Source organism: Gordonia sp. J1A, from assembly GCF_055393515.1.
In genome coordinates, this window is record NZ_AP041607.1 from 3,788,850 (window position 1) to 3,805,152 (window position 16,303).

17 protein-coding genes are annotated in these 16,303 nt (G+C 69.6%); 15 read left to right on the forward strand and 2 right to left on the reverse strand.

Annotated features, from left to right (window positions below):
- The first annotated feature begins 8 nt into the window (after positions 1 to 8).
- Positions 9 to 1,085, forward strand: coding sequence for a lysophospholipid acyltransferase family protein (locus ACZ5QD_RS17670; RefSeq protein ID WP_006894299.1), 1,077 nt, complete (start codon positions 9 to 11; stop codon positions 1,083 to 1,085).
- Here the strand turns inward: ACZ5QD_RS17670 and ACZ5QD_RS17675 are convergent.
- Together ACZ5QD_RS17675 and ACZ5QD_RS17680 are read right to left on the reverse strand one after the other, a co-directional pair.
- Positions 1,082 to 1,912 carry an RCC1 domain-containing protein gene (locus tag ACZ5QD_RS17675; RefSeq protein ID WP_006894300.1) on the reverse strand — a complete coding sequence of 277 codons (831 nt, stop codon included), beginning with the start codon at positions 1,910 to 1,912 and terminating at the stop codon, positions 1,082 to 1,084. The genes ACZ5QD_RS17670 and ACZ5QD_RS17675 overlap by 4 nt on opposite strands.
- A gap of 7 nt (positions 1,913 to 1,919) precedes the next feature.
- Positions 1,920 to 3,062 carry an HAD family hydrolase gene (locus tag ACZ5QD_RS17680; RefSeq protein WP_006894301.1) on the reverse strand — a complete coding sequence of 381 codons (1,143 nt, stop codon included), beginning with the start codon at positions 3,060 to 3,062 and terminating at the stop codon, positions 1,920 to 1,922.
- Between the two features lie 137 nt (positions 3,063 to 3,199).
- Between ACZ5QD_RS17680 and ACZ5QD_RS17685 the strand changes: the two genes are divergently transcribed.
- The 14 genes from ACZ5QD_RS17685 (at position 3,200) to resB (ending at position 16,303) form a co-directional block, all read left to right on the forward strand.
- Positions 3,200 to 3,439: a glutaredoxin family protein gene (locus ACZ5QD_RS17685; protein ID WP_006894302.1), complete on the forward strand. Its 240-nt coding sequence runs from the start codon at positions 3,200 to 3,202 to the stop codon at positions 3,437 to 3,439.
- Positions 3,440 to 3,608: 169 nt separating this feature from the next.
- Entirely contained in the window at positions 3,609 to 4,943 is a 1,335-nt protein-coding gene (locus ACZ5QD_RS17690; protein WP_006894303.1) for a glutamyl-tRNA reductase, read from the forward strand.
- A gap of 54 nt (positions 4,944 to 4,997) precedes the next feature.
- A complete protein-coding gene (hemC, locus tag ACZ5QD_RS17695) occupies positions 4,998 to 5,945 on the forward strand; it encodes a hydroxymethylbilane synthase (RefSeq protein ID WP_006894304.1) in 948 nt (315 codons plus the stop codon).
- A gap of 103 nt (positions 5,946 to 6,048) precedes the next feature.
- Positions 6,049 to 7,656, forward strand: a complete 1,608-nt coding sequence (locus ACZ5QD_RS17700; RefSeq protein WP_006894305.1) for a bifunctional uroporphyrinogen-III C-methyltransferase/uroporphyrinogen-III synthase — start codon at positions 6,049 to 6,051, stop codon at positions 7,654 to 7,656.
- 14 nt (positions 7,657 to 7,670) lie between these two features.
- Positions 7,671 to 8,657, forward strand: coding sequence for a porphobilinogen synthase (hemB, locus tag ACZ5QD_RS17705; protein ID WP_006894306.1), 987 nt, complete (start codon positions 7,671 to 7,673; stop codon positions 8,655 to 8,657).
- A gap of 13 nt (positions 8,658 to 8,670) precedes the next feature.
- Positions 8,671 to 9,228: a hypothetical protein gene (locus ACZ5QD_RS17710; protein ID WP_006894307.1), complete on the forward strand. Its 558-nt coding sequence runs from the start codon at positions 8,671 to 8,673 to the stop codon at positions 9,226 to 9,228.
- Positions 9,225 to 9,731, forward strand: coding sequence for a hypothetical protein (locus ACZ5QD_RS17715; RefSeq protein WP_006894308.1), 507 nt, complete (start codon positions 9,225 to 9,227; stop codon positions 9,729 to 9,731). The genes ACZ5QD_RS17710 and ACZ5QD_RS17715 overlap by 4 nt, the downstream gene beginning before the upstream one ends.
- Positions 9,724 to 10,251, forward strand: coding sequence for a hypothetical protein (locus ACZ5QD_RS17720; RefSeq protein WP_006894309.1), 528 nt, complete (start codon positions 9,724 to 9,726; stop codon positions 10,249 to 10,251). The genes ACZ5QD_RS17715 and ACZ5QD_RS17720 overlap by 8 nt, the downstream gene beginning before the upstream one ends.
- Positions 10,252 to 10,260: 9 nt before the next feature.
- A complete protein-coding gene (locus ACZ5QD_RS17725) occupies positions 10,261 to 11,157 on the forward strand; it encodes an SGNH/GDSL hydrolase family protein (protein ID WP_464367286.1) in 897 nt (298 codons plus the stop codon).
- A gap of 122 nt (positions 11,158 to 11,279) precedes the next feature.
- Positions 11,280 to 12,638, forward strand: coding sequence for a glutamate-1-semialdehyde 2,1-aminomutase (hemL, locus tag ACZ5QD_RS17730; protein ID WP_464366985.1), 1,359 nt, complete (start codon positions 11,280 to 11,282; stop codon positions 12,636 to 12,638).
- A complete protein-coding gene (locus tag ACZ5QD_RS17735) occupies positions 12,635 to 13,261 on the forward strand; it encodes a histidine phosphatase family protein (RefSeq protein ID WP_006894312.1) in 627 nt (208 codons plus the stop codon). The genes hemL and ACZ5QD_RS17735 overlap by 4 nt, the downstream gene beginning before the upstream one ends.
- Entirely contained in the window at positions 13,258 to 13,872 is a 615-nt protein-coding gene (locus tag ACZ5QD_RS17740) for a TlpA family protein disulfide reductase (RefSeq protein WP_006894313.1), read from the forward strand. Before ACZ5QD_RS17735 ends, ACZ5QD_RS17740 begins: the two co-directional genes overlap by 4 nt.
- Positions 13,869 to 14,678 (forward strand): cytochrome c biogenesis CcdA family protein, encoded by an 810-nt coding sequence (locus tag ACZ5QD_RS17745; protein WP_045539294.1) that lies wholly within the window; start codon positions 13,869 to 13,871, stop codon positions 14,676 to 14,678. The genes ACZ5QD_RS17740 and ACZ5QD_RS17745 overlap by 4 nt, the downstream gene beginning before the upstream one ends.
- Positions 14,675 to 16,303, forward strand: coding sequence for a cytochrome c biogenesis protein ResB (resB, locus tag ACZ5QD_RS17750; protein ID WP_045539296.1), 1,629 nt, complete (start codon positions 14,675 to 14,677; stop codon positions 16,301 to 16,303). Before ACZ5QD_RS17745 ends, resB begins: the two co-directional genes overlap by 4 nt.

The window sequence follows — 16,303 nt, forward strand, 5'->3', positions numbered from 1 at the left end:
TATCGAAGATGGCAGCGGCCGAACGGCCCGGTGATTCGCGTACGGCGAAGGTCATCGCGCTCTACACGGATCCGAACGCGCAACGACGTTCAGCGGGAACCGGGCATCCGAACACCGACGGTTTCGGCCGCCCCGCCGCCGGCGTGACGCCGATCCACGAGGGCATCGAACTCCACGACGAACCATCCGCCCCGGTCGAACCGGTGCGGCATTCGCCGCTGTTCAGTCTCGGTGGGCTGCGCGGGGCGATTGCGGACTCGCTGATCGCCACCAGCGGGTTCATCAGGGAACGGCTCACCGGCGACTACGAGGTGGACGAGTTCGGTTTCGATCCACACTTCACCGAATCGGTCTTCTTCCCGGCAGTGCGCCAGGTGTACGAGAAGTGGTTCCGTGTAGAGGTGACCGGAGTCGAGAACCTGCCGACCGCCGGAGCCGGCCTGCTGGTGGCGAACCATGCGGGATCGATCCCGATCGACGCGGTGATCACCTCGCTCGCCGTGCGCGACAACCATCCCGAGGGCAGGTACCTCCGACTGCTGGCCGCCGACATGGCGTTCGAGACGCCGGTGGTCGGAGACCTGGCCCGGCGGGTGGGCGCGACCCTGGCGTGCAACGACGACGCCGACGCGCTGCTGCGTCGCGGGGAGCTCACGGCGGTGTGGCCCGAGGGGTACAAGGGCATCGGCAAGCTCTACAAGGACCGCTACAAGCTGCAGCGCTTCGGCCGCGGCGGATTCGTGACCACCGCATTGCGCACCGGTGCGCCGATCATCCCGGTCTCGATCGTCGGATCGGAGGAGATCTACCCGATGATCGCCGACCTGAAACCGCTGGCGCGGGCACTCGGTCTGCCGTACTTCCCGATCACGCCGCTGTTCCCGTGGCTGGGGCCGCTCGGGGTGATCCCCCTCCCGTCCAAGTGGCACATCCACTTCGGCAAGCCCATCCGGACCGACGGTTACGACGAATCGGCCGCCGACGACCCGATGACCGTCTTCGACCTCACCGATCACGTCCGCGAGGAGATTCAGCAGACCCTCTTCCGGATGCTGAGCCGCAGGGGCTCGGTCTACCTCGGCTAGCGGCACCGCCAGCCGGCCACCGCGCACTGGTGATCGGCGTCGCTGCCCGCCGCCAGGACCGTTCCGTCGGCTCGCAGGCCCAGGCTGTGCTCCGCGCCCGCCGCGACGGCGACCACATCCCGCCACGACGACACGGCGCACTGTCCGCGACTGTCGTCCCCCGCGGCCAGCACACGTCCGCGCTCGTCGACTCCCAGCACGTGGTGGCTGCCCGCGGCGATGTCGACGATCCCTCGCCATCGGCCCGTCTCGGCCAGGCCGTCGCCGGTGGTCAGCACCCGGCCGTCGCGGGTGACCGCCACCGTGTGCAGAGAGCCTGCGGCGACAGCGCGGACCCGTCGCCAGTCCGCGACCTCGCACTGGCCGCGACGATCGTTGCCCGTCGCGACCACGGTGCCGTCATGGCGGAGGCCCACTGAGTGCCAGTCTCCGGCCGCAACAGCCACCACGTCTCTCCAGCAGCCCACCTCGCACGCACCTTCCGCGGTGCGTCCGGCGGCCGCCACCGTCCCGTCGGCCAGGACCCCGAGGGTCCGGCGCCAGCCGGCGGCGATGGCGACGACCCCGGTCCAGTCGGAGACCTCGCACTGGCGGTCGCCGTTCCACCCGGTCGCCGTCACCGTCCCGTCGGCGCGCAAGCCGACGGTGTGCGAGCGGCCGGTGTTGGCAGCGGCGTGGACGTTGCCCGCCGCCACGGCGACCACCTCACGCCAGTGGCTCACGGCGCACTCGGGAGCATTCGGCCTGCCTGCGGCGACCACGCGGCCGTCCCGCCGGACTCCGACGGAGTGGCGGCGCCCGGCCGCGATGACGGGACGCGGATTCACCGCCGGGTCACCTGCGGCGCAGCACCTTCGATGCGACCGCGGCCGCGCCGCCCGCGGCACCGACCACCATGGCGGTCTGCACGCCGTACTTCGCCGCTTTGCGTGCGGTGCGGAAGTCGTACTGCTCCCAGCCCCGCACGCGGGCGATCTCACGCAGGTCGGGGTCCGGGTTGATCGCGACGGCGGTGCCGACCAACGAGAGCATCGGAACGTCGTTGTGCGAGTCGGAGTACGCGGTGCAGCGTTTGAGGTTGAGGCCCTCGCGGACGGCGATCGTGCGGACCGCGTGAGCCTTGCCCGGACCGTGCAGGATGTCGCCGACGAGCCTGCCGGTGAAGACGCCGTCGACGCTCTCGGCCACGGTTCCGAGCGCGCCGGTGAGCCCGAGCCGCTTGGCGATGGTCTGTGCGAGTTCGACCGGAGTGGCGGTGACGAGCCAGACCTGCTGTCCCGCATCCAGATGCCGTTGGGCGAGCGCCGCGGTGCCCGGCCAGATCTTGTCGGCGATGTACTCGTCGTAGATCTCCTCGCCGAGTCGGACGAGTTCGGCGGTCTCACGCCCGGCGATGAACGACAGCGCCTTGTCTCGGCCCTCGGCGACGTCGCCGGCGTTCTCCTTGCCGGTGATCCGGAACTTGGCCTGCTGCCACGCGAATTCCATGATGTCGGTGTAGGAGAAGTAGTTCCGTGCGGCGAGGCCGCGGGCGAACAGCACGATCGACGCACCGTGCACCAGCGTGTTGTCGACGTCGAAGAAGGCGGCTCCGGTCAGGTCGGTGACCTGGCCGCCGTCCGTGTCGGGGGTCCGCGCGCGCAGTGATTCGATCGCGGCCTTCGCGGCGGCCTCGCCGGCGAGCACCTGGCGGAGTTCGCCGGCCGTCTGACGGAACCGGCCGGCGCGCTGGGAGATCCATTCGCCGACCCGTCGAGCGTCCTCATCCTCCGAACGCTCCTCCGCACGGCCGGCTTCGCTCCCGTCCGGACCGTCGAGCAGGCCGCCGTCCCGGTCCTCGCGCGGTTCGTCGTCGTGCGCCACGTCGTACTGCTCCGCCTCCAACTCGGCGGCCTCGTGCCGGTCCGCCTCGAGCTCGGCCGCCTCCTCGGCGGTGAGGTCCTCCGAATCGGGACGGTCCATCGAGTCGCGGCTCACGGGCCACCCTCCTTCTCCTGGGCGGAATCGGTCGGAGTCCAGCCTATCGCGGGACGGGGCCGGTCGCGCCGGGCCCGTGCGGGGTGGACGGCGGTGATCTTTCGTACACTCGCGGTGTGGAAGCAGTCGTCGAATTGATGTCGCGCACCGGATGTTCGGCGTGTGCCCGCGCCGAAGAGGAACTGCGGGGGATCCTGGCCGACTACGGGCTGGCGATGCAGGTGATCGACGTCGATCGACGTGCACGGGAGGGCGACCCGCTGCCGCGCGCCGAGTACGGCGACCGGCTCCCGGTGGTCGTCCTGAACGGCGTCGAGCACAGTTACTGGGAAGTCGACGAGGGCCGTCTGCGTGCCGACCTGGAGGCCCTGCGGTAGCGGCCGCGGTGTGCGTGCGAGCGTGCATTTGCCTGTGCGCTTGATCTAGCCTGAAAACTGTATGTCCACTCGGCCGACCGGGCCGGGGCTGGAAAGAGGAGCGAGCACCGGCGGGTGGTCGGCGGGCATCGAGGTGTCTCCGGCGACGGCGGGTGGGAGGCGTGTCACTGTGAGTGTCTTGTTGTTCGGCGTGTCCCATCGGAGTGCTCCGGTATCGGTCCTCGAACGACTCGCCGTCTCCGACTTCGACCGCCCGAAGCTGGTCGACGCGCTGTTGTCCTCACGCACCGTCTCGGAGGCCATGCTGGTCTCCACCTGCAACCGAGTCGAGATCTACGCCGTCGTGGACGCTTTTCACCCCGCCCTCGAAGCCGTCGGCAGGGTGATCGGAGACCACAGCGGGCTCTCGGTCGCCGAACTCACCGACCACGCCTATGTGCGGTACTCGGAGGCGGCGGTGGAGCATCTGTTCACCGTGGCCGCGGGGCTTGACTCGATGGTGGTCGGCGAACAGCAGATCCTCGGGCAGATCCGGTCCGCGTACTCCGACGCCGATGACAACCAGTCGGCGGGCAGCACGCTGCACGAGCTGGCGCAGAAGGCGCTCCGGGTCGGCAAACGCGTCCACACGGAGACCGGCATCGACCGCGCAGGCGCCTCGGTGGTCTCGGTGGCCATCCATCGCGCCAAAGCCATCCGGGGCGATCAGGCGCCGATCCGCCGAGCCGTCGTTCTCGGTGCCGGCGCCATGGGGTCGCTGGCGACGAGCCGGCTGGCCGGCGACGGCGTCACCGACATCACCGTCGTCAACCGCACCGCGGCGCGCGCGGACGAGGTCGCCGCGACGGTGGCGGAGAAGTACGGGATCACCGCGCGCGGAGCCACTTTCGACGACATCGCGACGGTGATGGCCGACGCCGACATCGTCGTCACCTGTACCGGTTCGGTGGCCGCGGTGGTCCAGGTGGGCGACGTGCACTCCGCGCTGACTCGACGGACCAACGTGGCACCGCTGATGATCTGCGACCTCGGTCTCCCGCGCGACGTGGATCCCGCCGCGGGCCGGCTGCCCGGCGTGCACATCGTCGACATCGAGGGTCTGCGCGGCGACGACCAGACCCGCGCGGCCGAAGCCGATGCGCTCGCGGCCCGCTCCATCGTCGCGGGCGAGCTGGCCGAGTACCTCGCGGTGCAGCGTCAGGCGGAGGTCACCCCCACCGTCGCCGCACTCCGTCAGCGGGCCGCGGACGTGGTGGAGGCGGAGATCCTGCGACTCCAGAGCCGGTTGCCGGACCTCGACAGTGGCCAGCGCGACGAGGTGGCCAAAGCAGTGCGCCGCGTGGCGGACAAACTGCTGCACGCCCCGACCGTTCGGGTCAAGCAGCTCGCGTCGTCCGGTCGCGGTGACCACTACGCGGAGGCACTCCGCGAACTGTTCGAACTCAAGCCCGGGGCGGCCGAGTCCGTCGCGGCTTCCGAGTCGGGCATCGACGAACTGCGCTGACCGCTCCGGTCGGCGCAGGCATCACCACATCCAGCAGAACAGGACGAGTCAATCGTGCAGGATTCCGCCAGCCGGACCATTCGCATCGGGACCCGCGGGTCGCTGTTGGCGACCACGCAGGCGCAGGACATCGCCGACCGGCTCACGGCGGCCGGGCACCCCGCGGAGCTGAAGATCATCAGCACCGCGGGCGATACGTCGACCGCGCCGGTGGCGCAGATCGGCGTCGGCGTCTTCACCACCGCGATCCGGCTGGCGTTGCGCGCCGGCGAATGCGACGTCGCGATCCACTCGTACAAGGATCTGCCCACCGCGCCCGAGGACGATCTCGCCATGGGTGCGGTGCCGACTCGGGTGGATCCCCGAGACGCGCTGGTCAGCCGCGGTGGCATGGTGCTCGGTGAGCTGCCGAGCGGCTCGGTGATCGGCACCTCGTCGCCCCGACGTGCCGCGCAGCTTAGAGCACTGGGTCTCGGTTTGGAAATTCGCCCCCTAAGAGGCAACCTTGATTCTCGGTTGGGCAGAGTCGCGAGCGGTGAGCTGGACGCGATTGTGGTAGCCCGAGCCGGGCTGGTGCGGATCGGCAAGGCCGATGTCGTCACCGAGGCACTTGACCCCTTGGTCATGCTGCCGGCACCGGCACAGGGCGCCCTGGCTGTGGAATGTCGTTCCGACGATGCCGAACTGGTGAGAATTCTCGCCGAGTTGGACGATCCGTCCACCCGCGCAGCGGTCGACGCCGAGCGTGCGGTACTCGCGGCCCTGGAGGCCGGGTGCACCGCGCCGGTCGGTGCGCTTGCCGAGGTGGTCGAATCGATCGACGACGATGGGCGCATCTTCGCCGAACTGTCGCTCCGTGCGGTGGTGGCGGCCGAAGACGGATCCGAAGTGATCCGGGCTTCGGTGGTGGGCCCGGTCGATCGGGCCGCACAACTCGGCAAGGACCTCGCCGCCGAACTGCTCGAGCTCGGTGCCGCCGCACTGGTCCCCAAGGGGGACTAGCCCGCGGCCACGCCGAACCCGCGCAGTAGGAGAACCTTTATCCCGCCGTGGCGGGGTAGGAACGAACTGCAGCCCCGGGGGCGGGGCAGGAGAGTGCGAACGCATGAGCCGTACGAAGAATGCTAATCCCGGCCGGATCCTGTTCGTGGGGTCGGGTCCCGGAAATCCGGATCTGCTTACCGTGCGAGCGCAAAACGTCCTGGTGAACGCGACCTCCGCGTACGTCGATCCCGACGTGCCCGCCGGTGTGCTCGCGGTGATCGGTTCGGCGCACGCCGTGGCCGAGCCCGCGCCGACCAGGGCCGGCCGCAAGGCCGCCGCCGAGCAGGCGTCCGAGGCGCCCGAGGTGACCAAGCCCGCGCTCGGTGATCCCGCGCAGGTCGCCAAGACGCTCGTCGCCGAGGCCAAGACCGGAGTCAACGTCGTTCGCGTGGTCGCGGGCGACCCGATGAGCTCCGACGCCGTTCTCGCCGAGGTCACCGCCGTGGCCCGGACCAGCGTGCCCTTCGAGGTGCTGCCGGGCATTCCGGCGGCCTCCGCCGTCCCGAGCTTCGCCGGCATGCCGCTGGGATCGGGTCACACCGTCGCCGACGTGCGCGGCGACGTCGACTGGGCGGCTCTGGCCGCGGCACCCGGCCCGCTGATCCTGCACGCCACCTCCGGCCACCTCGCCGAACTCGCCAGCGCGCTGACCGAGCACGGTCTCGCGCCGCAGACACCGGTCGCGATCACCGTGAACGGCACCACCTGCGCGCAGCGGACCATCGAGGCGACGCTGGCGACCCTCAACGAGAACGGCAACGCTCTCAACGGCCCCCTGGTGGTCACCGTCGGAAAGATCGTGACCCAGCGGGGCAAGTTCTCGTGGTGGGAGTCGCGGGCGCTGTACGGCTGGACGGTCCTGGTGCCGCGCACCAAGGACCAGGCGGTCGACATGAGCGATCGACTCGTCTCGCACGGAGCCATCCCCAAGGAGGTGCCGACCATCGCGGTGGAGCCGCCGCGCAGCCCGGCGCAGATGGAGCGCGCGGTGAAGGGCCTGGTGGACGGCCGGTACCAGTGGGTCGTGTTCACCTCCACCAACGCTGTTCGCGCCGTCTGGGAGAAGTTCGCCGAGTTCGGTCTGGACGCGCGCGCCTTCTCCGGTGTGAAGATCGCCTGCGTCGGAGAGGGGACCGCGGCGAAGGTCCGCTCGTTCGGTGTGGAGCCGGAACTGCTGCCGACCGGCGAGCAGAGTTCGCTCGGCCTGCTCGAGGTGTTCCCGCCTTACGACGAGGTCTTCGACCCGGTGGACCGCATCCTGCTTCCGCGTGCCGACATCGCCACCGAGACGCTCTCGGAGGGCCTGCGCGATCGCGGTTGGGAGATCGACGACGTGACCGCGTACCGCACCGTGCGCGCCGCACCGCCGCCCGCCGAGACGCGCGAGATGATCAAGACCGGCGGCTTCGACGCGGTCTGCTTCACCTCGAGCTCCACCGTCCGGAACCTGGTCGGCATCGCGGGCAAGCCGCACGCACGGACCATCGTCGCGTGCATCGGTCCCAAGACGGCCGAGACGGCGGTCGAGTTCGGTCTGCGCGTGGACGTGCAGCCCGAGACGGCGTCGATCGTCGATCTGGTCGACGCGCTGGCCGCACACGCCGCACAGCTGCGTGCCGAGGGGGCGCTGCCTCCGCCGCGCAAGAAGTCCCGACGTTCGCGGTCGTGAGGTGAGCTAGCGAGATGACCGGGCCGTTCATCCGCCCGCGCCGGCTGCGGCAGACCCCCGCCATGCGGCGGCTGGTCGCCGAGACCCGGCTGCATCCGTCCCAGCTGGTGCTCCCGATGTTCGTCGCCGACGGCATCGACGAGCCCCGGCCCATCTCCTCGATGCCCGGCGTGGTGCAACACACCGTCGACTCGCTGCGCGCCGCGGCGCACGACGCGGTCGACGCGGGAGTCGGTGGACTCATGCTGTTCGGGGTACCGCGAGCCGAGGACAAGGATGCGACCGGTTCGGCCGGCGACCGCCCCGACGGAGTGCTGAACCGCGGGCTCGAGGCCCTGCGGGCGGACTTCGGCGACGAGACCGTCCTGATGGCCGACACCTGTCTGGACGAGTTCACCGATCACGGACACTGCGGGGTGCTGACCGAGAGCGGTGACGTCGACAACGACGCCACCCTGCGCCGATACGAGTCGCTCGCCGTCGCGCAGGCGCGGGCCGGTGCGCACGTGGTGGGGCCGAGCGGGATGATGGACGGCCAGGTTGCCGCGATCCGCGACGCTCTCGACGCCGAGGGCTTCATCGACACGACCATTCTCGCGTACACAGCCAAGTACGCTTCGGCGTTCTACGGGCCGTTCCGGGAGGCCGTCGATTCATCACTCGTCGGCGACCGCCGCACATATCAGCAGGATCCGGCGAACCGGCTGGAGTCCGCGCGCGAACTGCTCGCCGACCTCGAAGAGGGCGCCGACATGGTGATGGTCAAACCCGCCATGAGCTACCTCGACATCGTCCGGGACGTCGCCGACCGGACCGACGCGCCCGTCGCCGCGTACCAAGTCAGCGGTGAGTACGCGATGATCGCCGCGGCCGCCGAGCGCGGCTGGATCGACTTCGACGCGGCCATCGACGAATCGGTGCTGTCGATCGCCCGCGCCGGTGCGTCGATCGTGCTGACGTACGCCGCGCCCGAGGTGGCGCGTCGACTCGCCCGCCGGTGATTAGGCTGGAGTCATGACCGCTCCTGGACTGCCGACTGCGGACCCGACCGCGCCACCGCGACGACCGGAGACGATCCGGCTGGCGGTGCAGCTGTGGGTGGCTGTGATCGTCTTCCAGATCGTCGCCGTCGCGTCGCGATTCAACGTCCTCAAGGCGAGCTACGAGAAGCAGGCCCGAGAACTCAGCGACCGGATGAACGAGCCGTCGCTGACCGAGAACATGGGCGTGACCGTGCTCGTCGGGATCGTGGTCATCGTGGTACTGCTGACCGCCGTCGCCGCGCTGTTGATGTGGTTCACCTACTCGGGCCGGACCTGGGCCCGACTGCTCCTCGGCTGGGTGAGCGCGTTCCTGACCGTCGAACTGGTCTTCGCGGTGATCGGTCTGTTCGTCGACACCCAGGGCGGTTCGGATCTGCCGGAGGCACCCGCGTGGGGAATGGTTCCGACCATTCTCGGCGGTGTCTGCGCCGTGGGCGCCCTCGCTGCGCTGATGCACCGCGACAGTGCGGCGTTCTGCCGTGAGGTCGCTGCATACCGTTCCCGCAACCGGCAGAATGGCGCCCGATGATTGACATTCCTTCTCGACGGAGGCCGGAGCGGCCCGATCCCAAGGATCGGCCGGCGCTGGTGGTGTGGGCCCTGCGCCTGTGGATGATCTCGGGTGCCCTGCTGATCGCGCTGGGCGTGCTGGGAGTGATCGCCGACGCGATCAAGCTCGGTTTCGATTTCGGGGTCCTGGCGATCGACGTGCTGGTGATGCTGCTCGGCCTCGCCTACTTCCTGCTGGGCGCCAAGACCTATCGGGGAGCGGTGCAGTGGCGGTCGTCGCTGTCGGCTCTGACGTGCGTGGTGGTCGCGATGCTCCTGCCGTTGACCATCGGCTTCCAGAGCGGTGGTCTGGCCCTGGTGCTGGCATCGGCGGTGGTGGGTCTGTTCGGCTCGGTGCTCGCGTACCGTCCGCAGGCCGACCGTTGGTTCAAATGTCGACTCGGTGACTGCCCCGAGCCCGATTCACCCGAGTCCGCTCCCTCCGCGCCAGATTCGCCCGGAGACGGTCGTCCCGGTGAGTGAGGACGCCGCACCGGACCGGAGCGAGGACCACCGGGAGCCGGGCGCCACGCTGCTCCGCGAGCCCGGCGGCAGTTGGTGGGTGGTCGCGATCGGGCCGGTGCTGATCGTCGCGACCCTCGTCATGGAGATCCTGGGCAAGGGACGCATCCACTGGGAGGTGCTCACCATCTTCGGTGTGGTCCTCGTCGGTTTCTCCCTGCTCCAGGTGGTCGCGGCGCGACAGCACGTGTCGATGCACCTGACCGAGACCACCCTTCGCGAGGGCACGGAGACCATCGACATCGCCGACATCGTCAAGATCTTCCCGGAGAACAACGGCGTAGAGCCGCAGGACTGGGAGAGCGCGCCGGCGCTCGGCGAACTGCACGCCGTGCCGCGCCGCCGGAAGGGGATCGGCCTGCGGCTGGCAGACGGCCGGCTGGTCCAGGCCTGGGCCCGCGACGTCGACCGTCTGCGAACCGAACTGACCGAGGCTCATCTGGCCGTCAAGATGGGTCTGCCACCGAAGGGGAACCGGTAACTCTTGGCTGTGACACCGACGCTGCGGGGAGCGCTGGTATCGGCATCGGTGGCCGTGGTGGCGCTCGTCGCCATCGTCGCCGGTGCCGTGTGGATGATCGATGCGACGCCCCATGACCATCCCGAGCCGGCAGCGCCTGCGATGCGCCCCGCACTCGTGCATCTGGGCGACAGCTACGCCTCCGGTGCGGGCACGTCGCCGCTGGTGGAGGATTCCCCGCTGATGTGCCAGCGGTCGGCGGTCAACTTCGGCGAGACGGTCGGGCGGATGCGCGGCCTGAAGGTCACCGACGTCTCGTGCGCGGGCGCGACCACCGACGATCTGAGCGCCTCGCAGTACGACGGGGTGGCTCCGCAACTCGACGCACTGGGACCGGACACCGCATACGTGACGGTGATGATCGGAGGCAACGACTCCGCCCTGTTCACCACGCTGGTGGGCGAATGCACCCGGCTGGCCCAGGACGATCCGACCGGAGCACCGTGCCGGAGCGCGCTCGGCAGGCGACCGTTCCGAGAGATCTCGGCCGGGACCGGACCGGCCGTCGCGGCAGGTCTGCGGGAGATCCGCAGCAGGGCGTCCCGGGCGGAGGTCTTCATCGTCGGCTATCCGTGGTTGATGCCGGAGAAGACCACCTGTCGGCCGGCCGTCGGCATCGCCGACGGCGACGCCGAGTACGTCCACCGGGTCGAGGCCGCGCTGAACGGCGCGATCGCCGCAGCCGCGCGGGAGACCGGTGCGACGTACATCGACATGGCCGCCCGTTCGATCGGTCACGAGGCGTGCAGCCCGCGGGGCATGCGATGGATCGAGCCGCAGATCGGCGCCGATTCGCCGATCGTCATGCATCCCAACGAAGCCGGTCAGCGCGCGATCGCGGATGCCGTCGCGCAGCACATCCGCTAGCGCGGCGTGCCCGAGGCCCCCTTTAGCGCACCAACCTGGGAATATGCTCAGAACCGGCACTGCGGTGTGACGGAGTAGGCAGCGATTGGGCCGAGCGGCTCTGATTTGGAACACTGGAGGCCATGGCCGCACCTCTCGACGATCCCGTGCAGAACACCGCCGTCAGCGCACAACTGTTCAAACGGGCGTCGCAGGCGGTTCCCGGAGGAGTGAACTCGCCGGTCCGCGCCTTTTCGTCGGTCGGCGGCGATCCGCGTTTCATCACGCGCGCGCAGGGCTGGAAGCTCACCGACGCCGACGGGAACGACTACGTCGACCTCATCTGCTCGTGGGGACCGATGATCCTGGGTCACGCGCATCCGGCGGTCGTCGAGGCGGTGCGAGAGGCCGCCCGGACGGGTCTGTCGTTCGGCGCGCCGACCGTCGGTGAGATCGAGTTGGCGGAGGAGATCATCGACCGAGTCGATCCGGTCGCGCGCGTCCGGCTGGTCAACTCCGGCACCGAGGCGACGATGTCCGCGGTCCGGCTGGCGCGCGGGTTCACCGGCCGCGCCAAGATCGTCAAATTCGCCGGCTGCTACCACGGGCATGTCGACGCCCTGCTGGCCGACGCCGGCTCGGGCGTCGCCACGCTGGGCCTGCCGACCTCGCCGGGCGTCACCGGAGCCGCCGCGCACGACACGCTCGTCCTGCCGTACAACGATCTCGCCGCCGTGGAACGGGCGTTCGCCGAGCACGGTCCCGACATCGCCGCCGTCATCACCGAGGCCGCCGCGGGCAACATGGGCGCCGTCGCCCCGGTCGCCGGGTTCAACGAAGGGCTGCGGCGCGTGACCGCGGACAACGGCGCGCTGCTCATCATGGACGAGGTGATGACCGGCTTCCGCGTGAGCCCGGCCGGTCACTACGGTCTCGACGGTGTGGCCGCCGACCTCTACACCTTCGGCAAGGTGATGAGCGGAGGGCTGCCCGCTGCCGCGTTCGGCGGTCGGTCGGAGGTGATGGACCACCTGGCTCCCATCGGCCCCGTGTACCAGGCTGGGACATTGTCCGGCAACCCGGTGGCGGTCGCCGCCGGTCTCGCCACCCTGCGCAACGCGACCGCCGATGTGTACGCCGCACTCGACGCCAACGCCGACCGCCTCGCGACGATGATCGGCGACGCCCTCACCGAGGCGGGCGTGGCGCACCGGGTCCAGAAGGCCGGGAACCTGTTCAGCGTCTTCTTCACCGATCCCGACGACCCGGCCGATACGCCGATCGTCGATTACGACGGCGTCAAGGCCACCCAGACCTGGCGCTTCGCACCGTTCTTCCACGCATTGCTCGCGCGCAGCGTCTACCCGCCGCCGAGTGCCTTCGAAGCGTGGTTCGTATCCGCAGCGCTCGACGACGAGGCCTTCTCGATCATCGCCGACGCACTGCCGGCCGCCGCGGCTGCCGCGGCCGCCGCGAGCAATCCCGGGGAGGGAGTCCGATGAAGACGATCGTCCACCTGATGCGCCACGGCGAGGTGCACAATCCCGAGGGCATCCTCTACGGCCGTCTCCCCGGCTACCGGCTGTCGGACACGGGCCGGGCCCAGGCTCAGCTGGTGGCCGATACGCTGGCCGACCATGACATCACCCATGTCTTCGCGTCGCCCCTGCAGCGGGCGCAGGAGACGGCGACGCCGATCGCGAAGGCTCACGGCCTCGAGATCACGACGGTCACCGATCTGATCGAGGCAGACAATCAGTTCGAGGGTCTGAAGGTCTCGGTCGGCGACGGTGCGCTCAGCAAGCCACGGCACTGGCTCAAGCTGCGGGACCCGTTCACCCCGTCGTGGGGTGAGCCGTACATCCAGATCGCACACCGCATGCTGGCCGCGGCCAGCACGGCGCGTGACGCGGCGCGCGGACACGAGGCGATCTGTGTGAGCCACCAGCTGCCCGTGTACACGCTGCGCCGCTTCCTCGAAGGCCAGCGCCTCTGGCACGACCCGCGGGTGCGGCAGTGCTCCCTGGCCTCGCTGACCACGCTCATCTACGACGACGACGCCCTGGTCGACATCGTCTACTCGGAGCCGGCCGGCGAATCGGACCCCCGGGTCACGGGAGCATGACCGGCGGTCGGGCGAGGCCGGGCCGGCGGACCGCCGCCGCACTGTGCGCGGTCATCGCCGCGGCGGGCCTTCTCGCGGGATGCAGCACCGGCGACGACGCGGTCGCGACGGAGAACGGCAATCAGTTCGTCTCTCCGGGCGGTAAGACCGTCATCGAATACGACCAGGGTTCGCGCCGTGACATCGGCGATGTCAGCGGCGAGGATCTGACGGGCGACGGCACCGTGAAGTTCTCGGACTTCAAGGACAAGGTGATGGTCGTCAACGTCTGGGCGTCCTGGTGCCCGCCGTGCCGTACCGAGTTCCGCGACTTGGAGAAGGTGTACGACGAGACCAAGGACCGCGGTGTTCAGTTCGTCGGCATCAACTTCCGGGACTCACGGTCGAGCGCGCAGGACTTCGTGACCGATCGCAAGGTCCCGTACCCCTCGATCTACGACTACGGCGGCGCCAGCCTGGCCGCGCTCGGCGTCCCGGTGGGAGTGGTGCCGACGACGGTGATCCTGGACCGGCAGCACCGCCCGGCCAAGGTCTATCTGCGTGCGATCACCGAGGACGAACTGCGTGATGCGGTCGTCAAGGTGGCCGAGGAAGGTCCGGCGCCGCAATGACCGAGACCCACCTGGCCGATCTGGGCGCCTCCTTCGCCGGAACGGTCACCAGCGGCCCGCTGCTGCTCGCGCTCGGGGTGTGCATTCTGGTCGGCCTGATCTCGTTCGCCTCCCCGTGCGTGGTGCCGCTGGTCCCCGGATACCTCTCGTACCTCGCCGGGCTGGTCGGCGCCGAGGCCCCGGCGGTGAGGGCCGACGAGGACCGCAAGGCCGGACGATGGCGCGTGGTGGGGGCGGCCGGGCTCTTCGTCCTCGGCTTCACCATCGTGTACGTGCTGGCCACCGCTGCGCTCTTCGGCGTCACCTCGGTGTTCCTGGACACCGGCCGGCTGCAGCTGATGCAGCGCATCGGCGGCGTGTTCACCATCGTCATGGGCCTGGTGTTCATCGGCATGATCCCGTTCCTGCAGCGTGACAAGCGGATGACGCCGCGCCGCTACTCCGGCGTCATCGGCGCCCCGATCCTCGGCGCGGTGTTCGCGGTCGGCTGGATCCCGTGCAGCAGTGCGACGCTCGGCGCCGTGATCGGCGTCGCGATGAGCACCGACGGCAACACCCCGGTCCGCGGTGCGCTGATGGTGGCCGCGTACTGCTTCGGACTCGGCATCCCGTTCATCGTTCTGGCCTTCTCCTCGGCCTGGGCGGTCCGCAGCCTCGGCTTCGTCCGCAGGCACGCGCGGACCATCCAGATAATCGGCGGAGTACTGCTGATCGTCGTCGGCGTGATGCTGGTGGGCGGCTGGTGGAACGAGTTCGTGGACTGGATCCGGATGTCCCTGATCACTGACGTGGAGCTGCCCGTATGACCCAGCCCGTCCGACCGTCCGTCCTCTCGCGGTTCGTCGTCGCCCCGCTGCGCAAGACCTGGCGCGGACTGACCTCGATGCGTACCGCGCTCGCGCTGCTGTTCCTGCTGGCGCTGGCCGCGATCCCGGGGGCGCTGCTCCCGCAGCGCGACCTCAACGAGCAGAAGACGCTCAAGTACATCGCCGATCACGGCACGCTCGGCACCTGGATGGACCGCCTGCAGTTGTTCGAGGTGTTCTCCTCGGCCTGGTTCACGGCGATCTACCTGCTGCTGTTCATCTCGCTGGTCGGCTGCCTCACGCCGCGCACCTGGGAGCACTACAAGGCGCTGCGGACCCGGCCGGTCAAGGCCCCGCGGAACCTCGCCCGGATGCCCCGGCACATCACCGAGACCGTCGACGGCGAGCCCGCCGAGGTGGCCGATCGGATCACCTCGAATCTGCGCGGCTGGCGGACCGAGGTCCGCACCGTGGAGCCGTCGGCGCGGTACCCGAAGGGTGCGGTGGAGGTCTCCGCGGAGAAGGGCTACCTGCGCGAGTTCGGCAACCTGGTGTTCCATTTCGCGCTGTTGGCGCTGCTGGTCACGATCGCCGTCGGCAAGCTCTTCGGGTACGAGGGCAGCCGAACGCTGGTCGCCGACGGCGACCAGGTGCTCTGCAACACCTCGACCGCCGTATACGACTCGTTCCGGTCCGGATCGATGGTCGACGGGACCGGGCTCAAGCCCTTCTGCATCCGCATCGACCACTTCGAGGCCAAGTTCCTGCCCAGCGGGCAGCCCGACATGTACGACGCCACGATGGCGTACACGACCGATGTGACGGCTCCGCCGAACACTTGGCCGACGACGTCCGTCCAGGTCAACAAGCCGCTGAGGATCGCAGGCGACCGCGTGTACGTGCTCGGCAACGGATTCGCTCCGACGTTCACCGTCACCTTCCCGAACGGCCAGACCAGGACCGAGACCACGCCGTTCATCCCGCAGTCGACGCAGACCATGCTGTCGGAGGGCGCGGTGCGGTTCGACACCCCGGCGGGCCTGTATCCCGACGAGGACGAGCGCCGCAAGCACCAGGTCGCGATCGAGGGGCTGTTCGCCCCCGACGCGGTGTTCCCGCACGCGAACCTGCTCGACTCGGTCTCGCCGGTTCCGAACAAGCCCGCGGTCGCCATTCGCGTCTACCAGGGTGACACCGGACTGGACACCGGCCGTCCGCAGAACGTTTACTCGCTGGACCAGACCCTGATCGATCAGGGCAGGCTCAAGCAGAAGGCGTCGGTGAACCTGTCGCAGGGGGCGGACACCGTTCTCCCCGACGGCACTCAGGTGCGGTTCGACGGCTACCAGCGCTGGGTGTCGGTTCAGGTCTCGCACAATCCGGCGCAGACCGGCGTGCTGATCTCCGCGATCGTGATGGTCGCGGGCCTGGTGGTCTCGCTCATGATCCGGCGCAGGCGTATCTGGGCTCGGATCGTGCCTGGTGCCGACGGCGATGAACGACGTACTGTAGTAGAAGTGGCCGGCCTGGCCAGGACCGACCAGGCGGGTTGGGGCGACGGATTCGAAGAGCAGGCTCGCGGACTGCTCAAGACGAATGCGCCGAAGAACCGGGCCAAGCTCTGA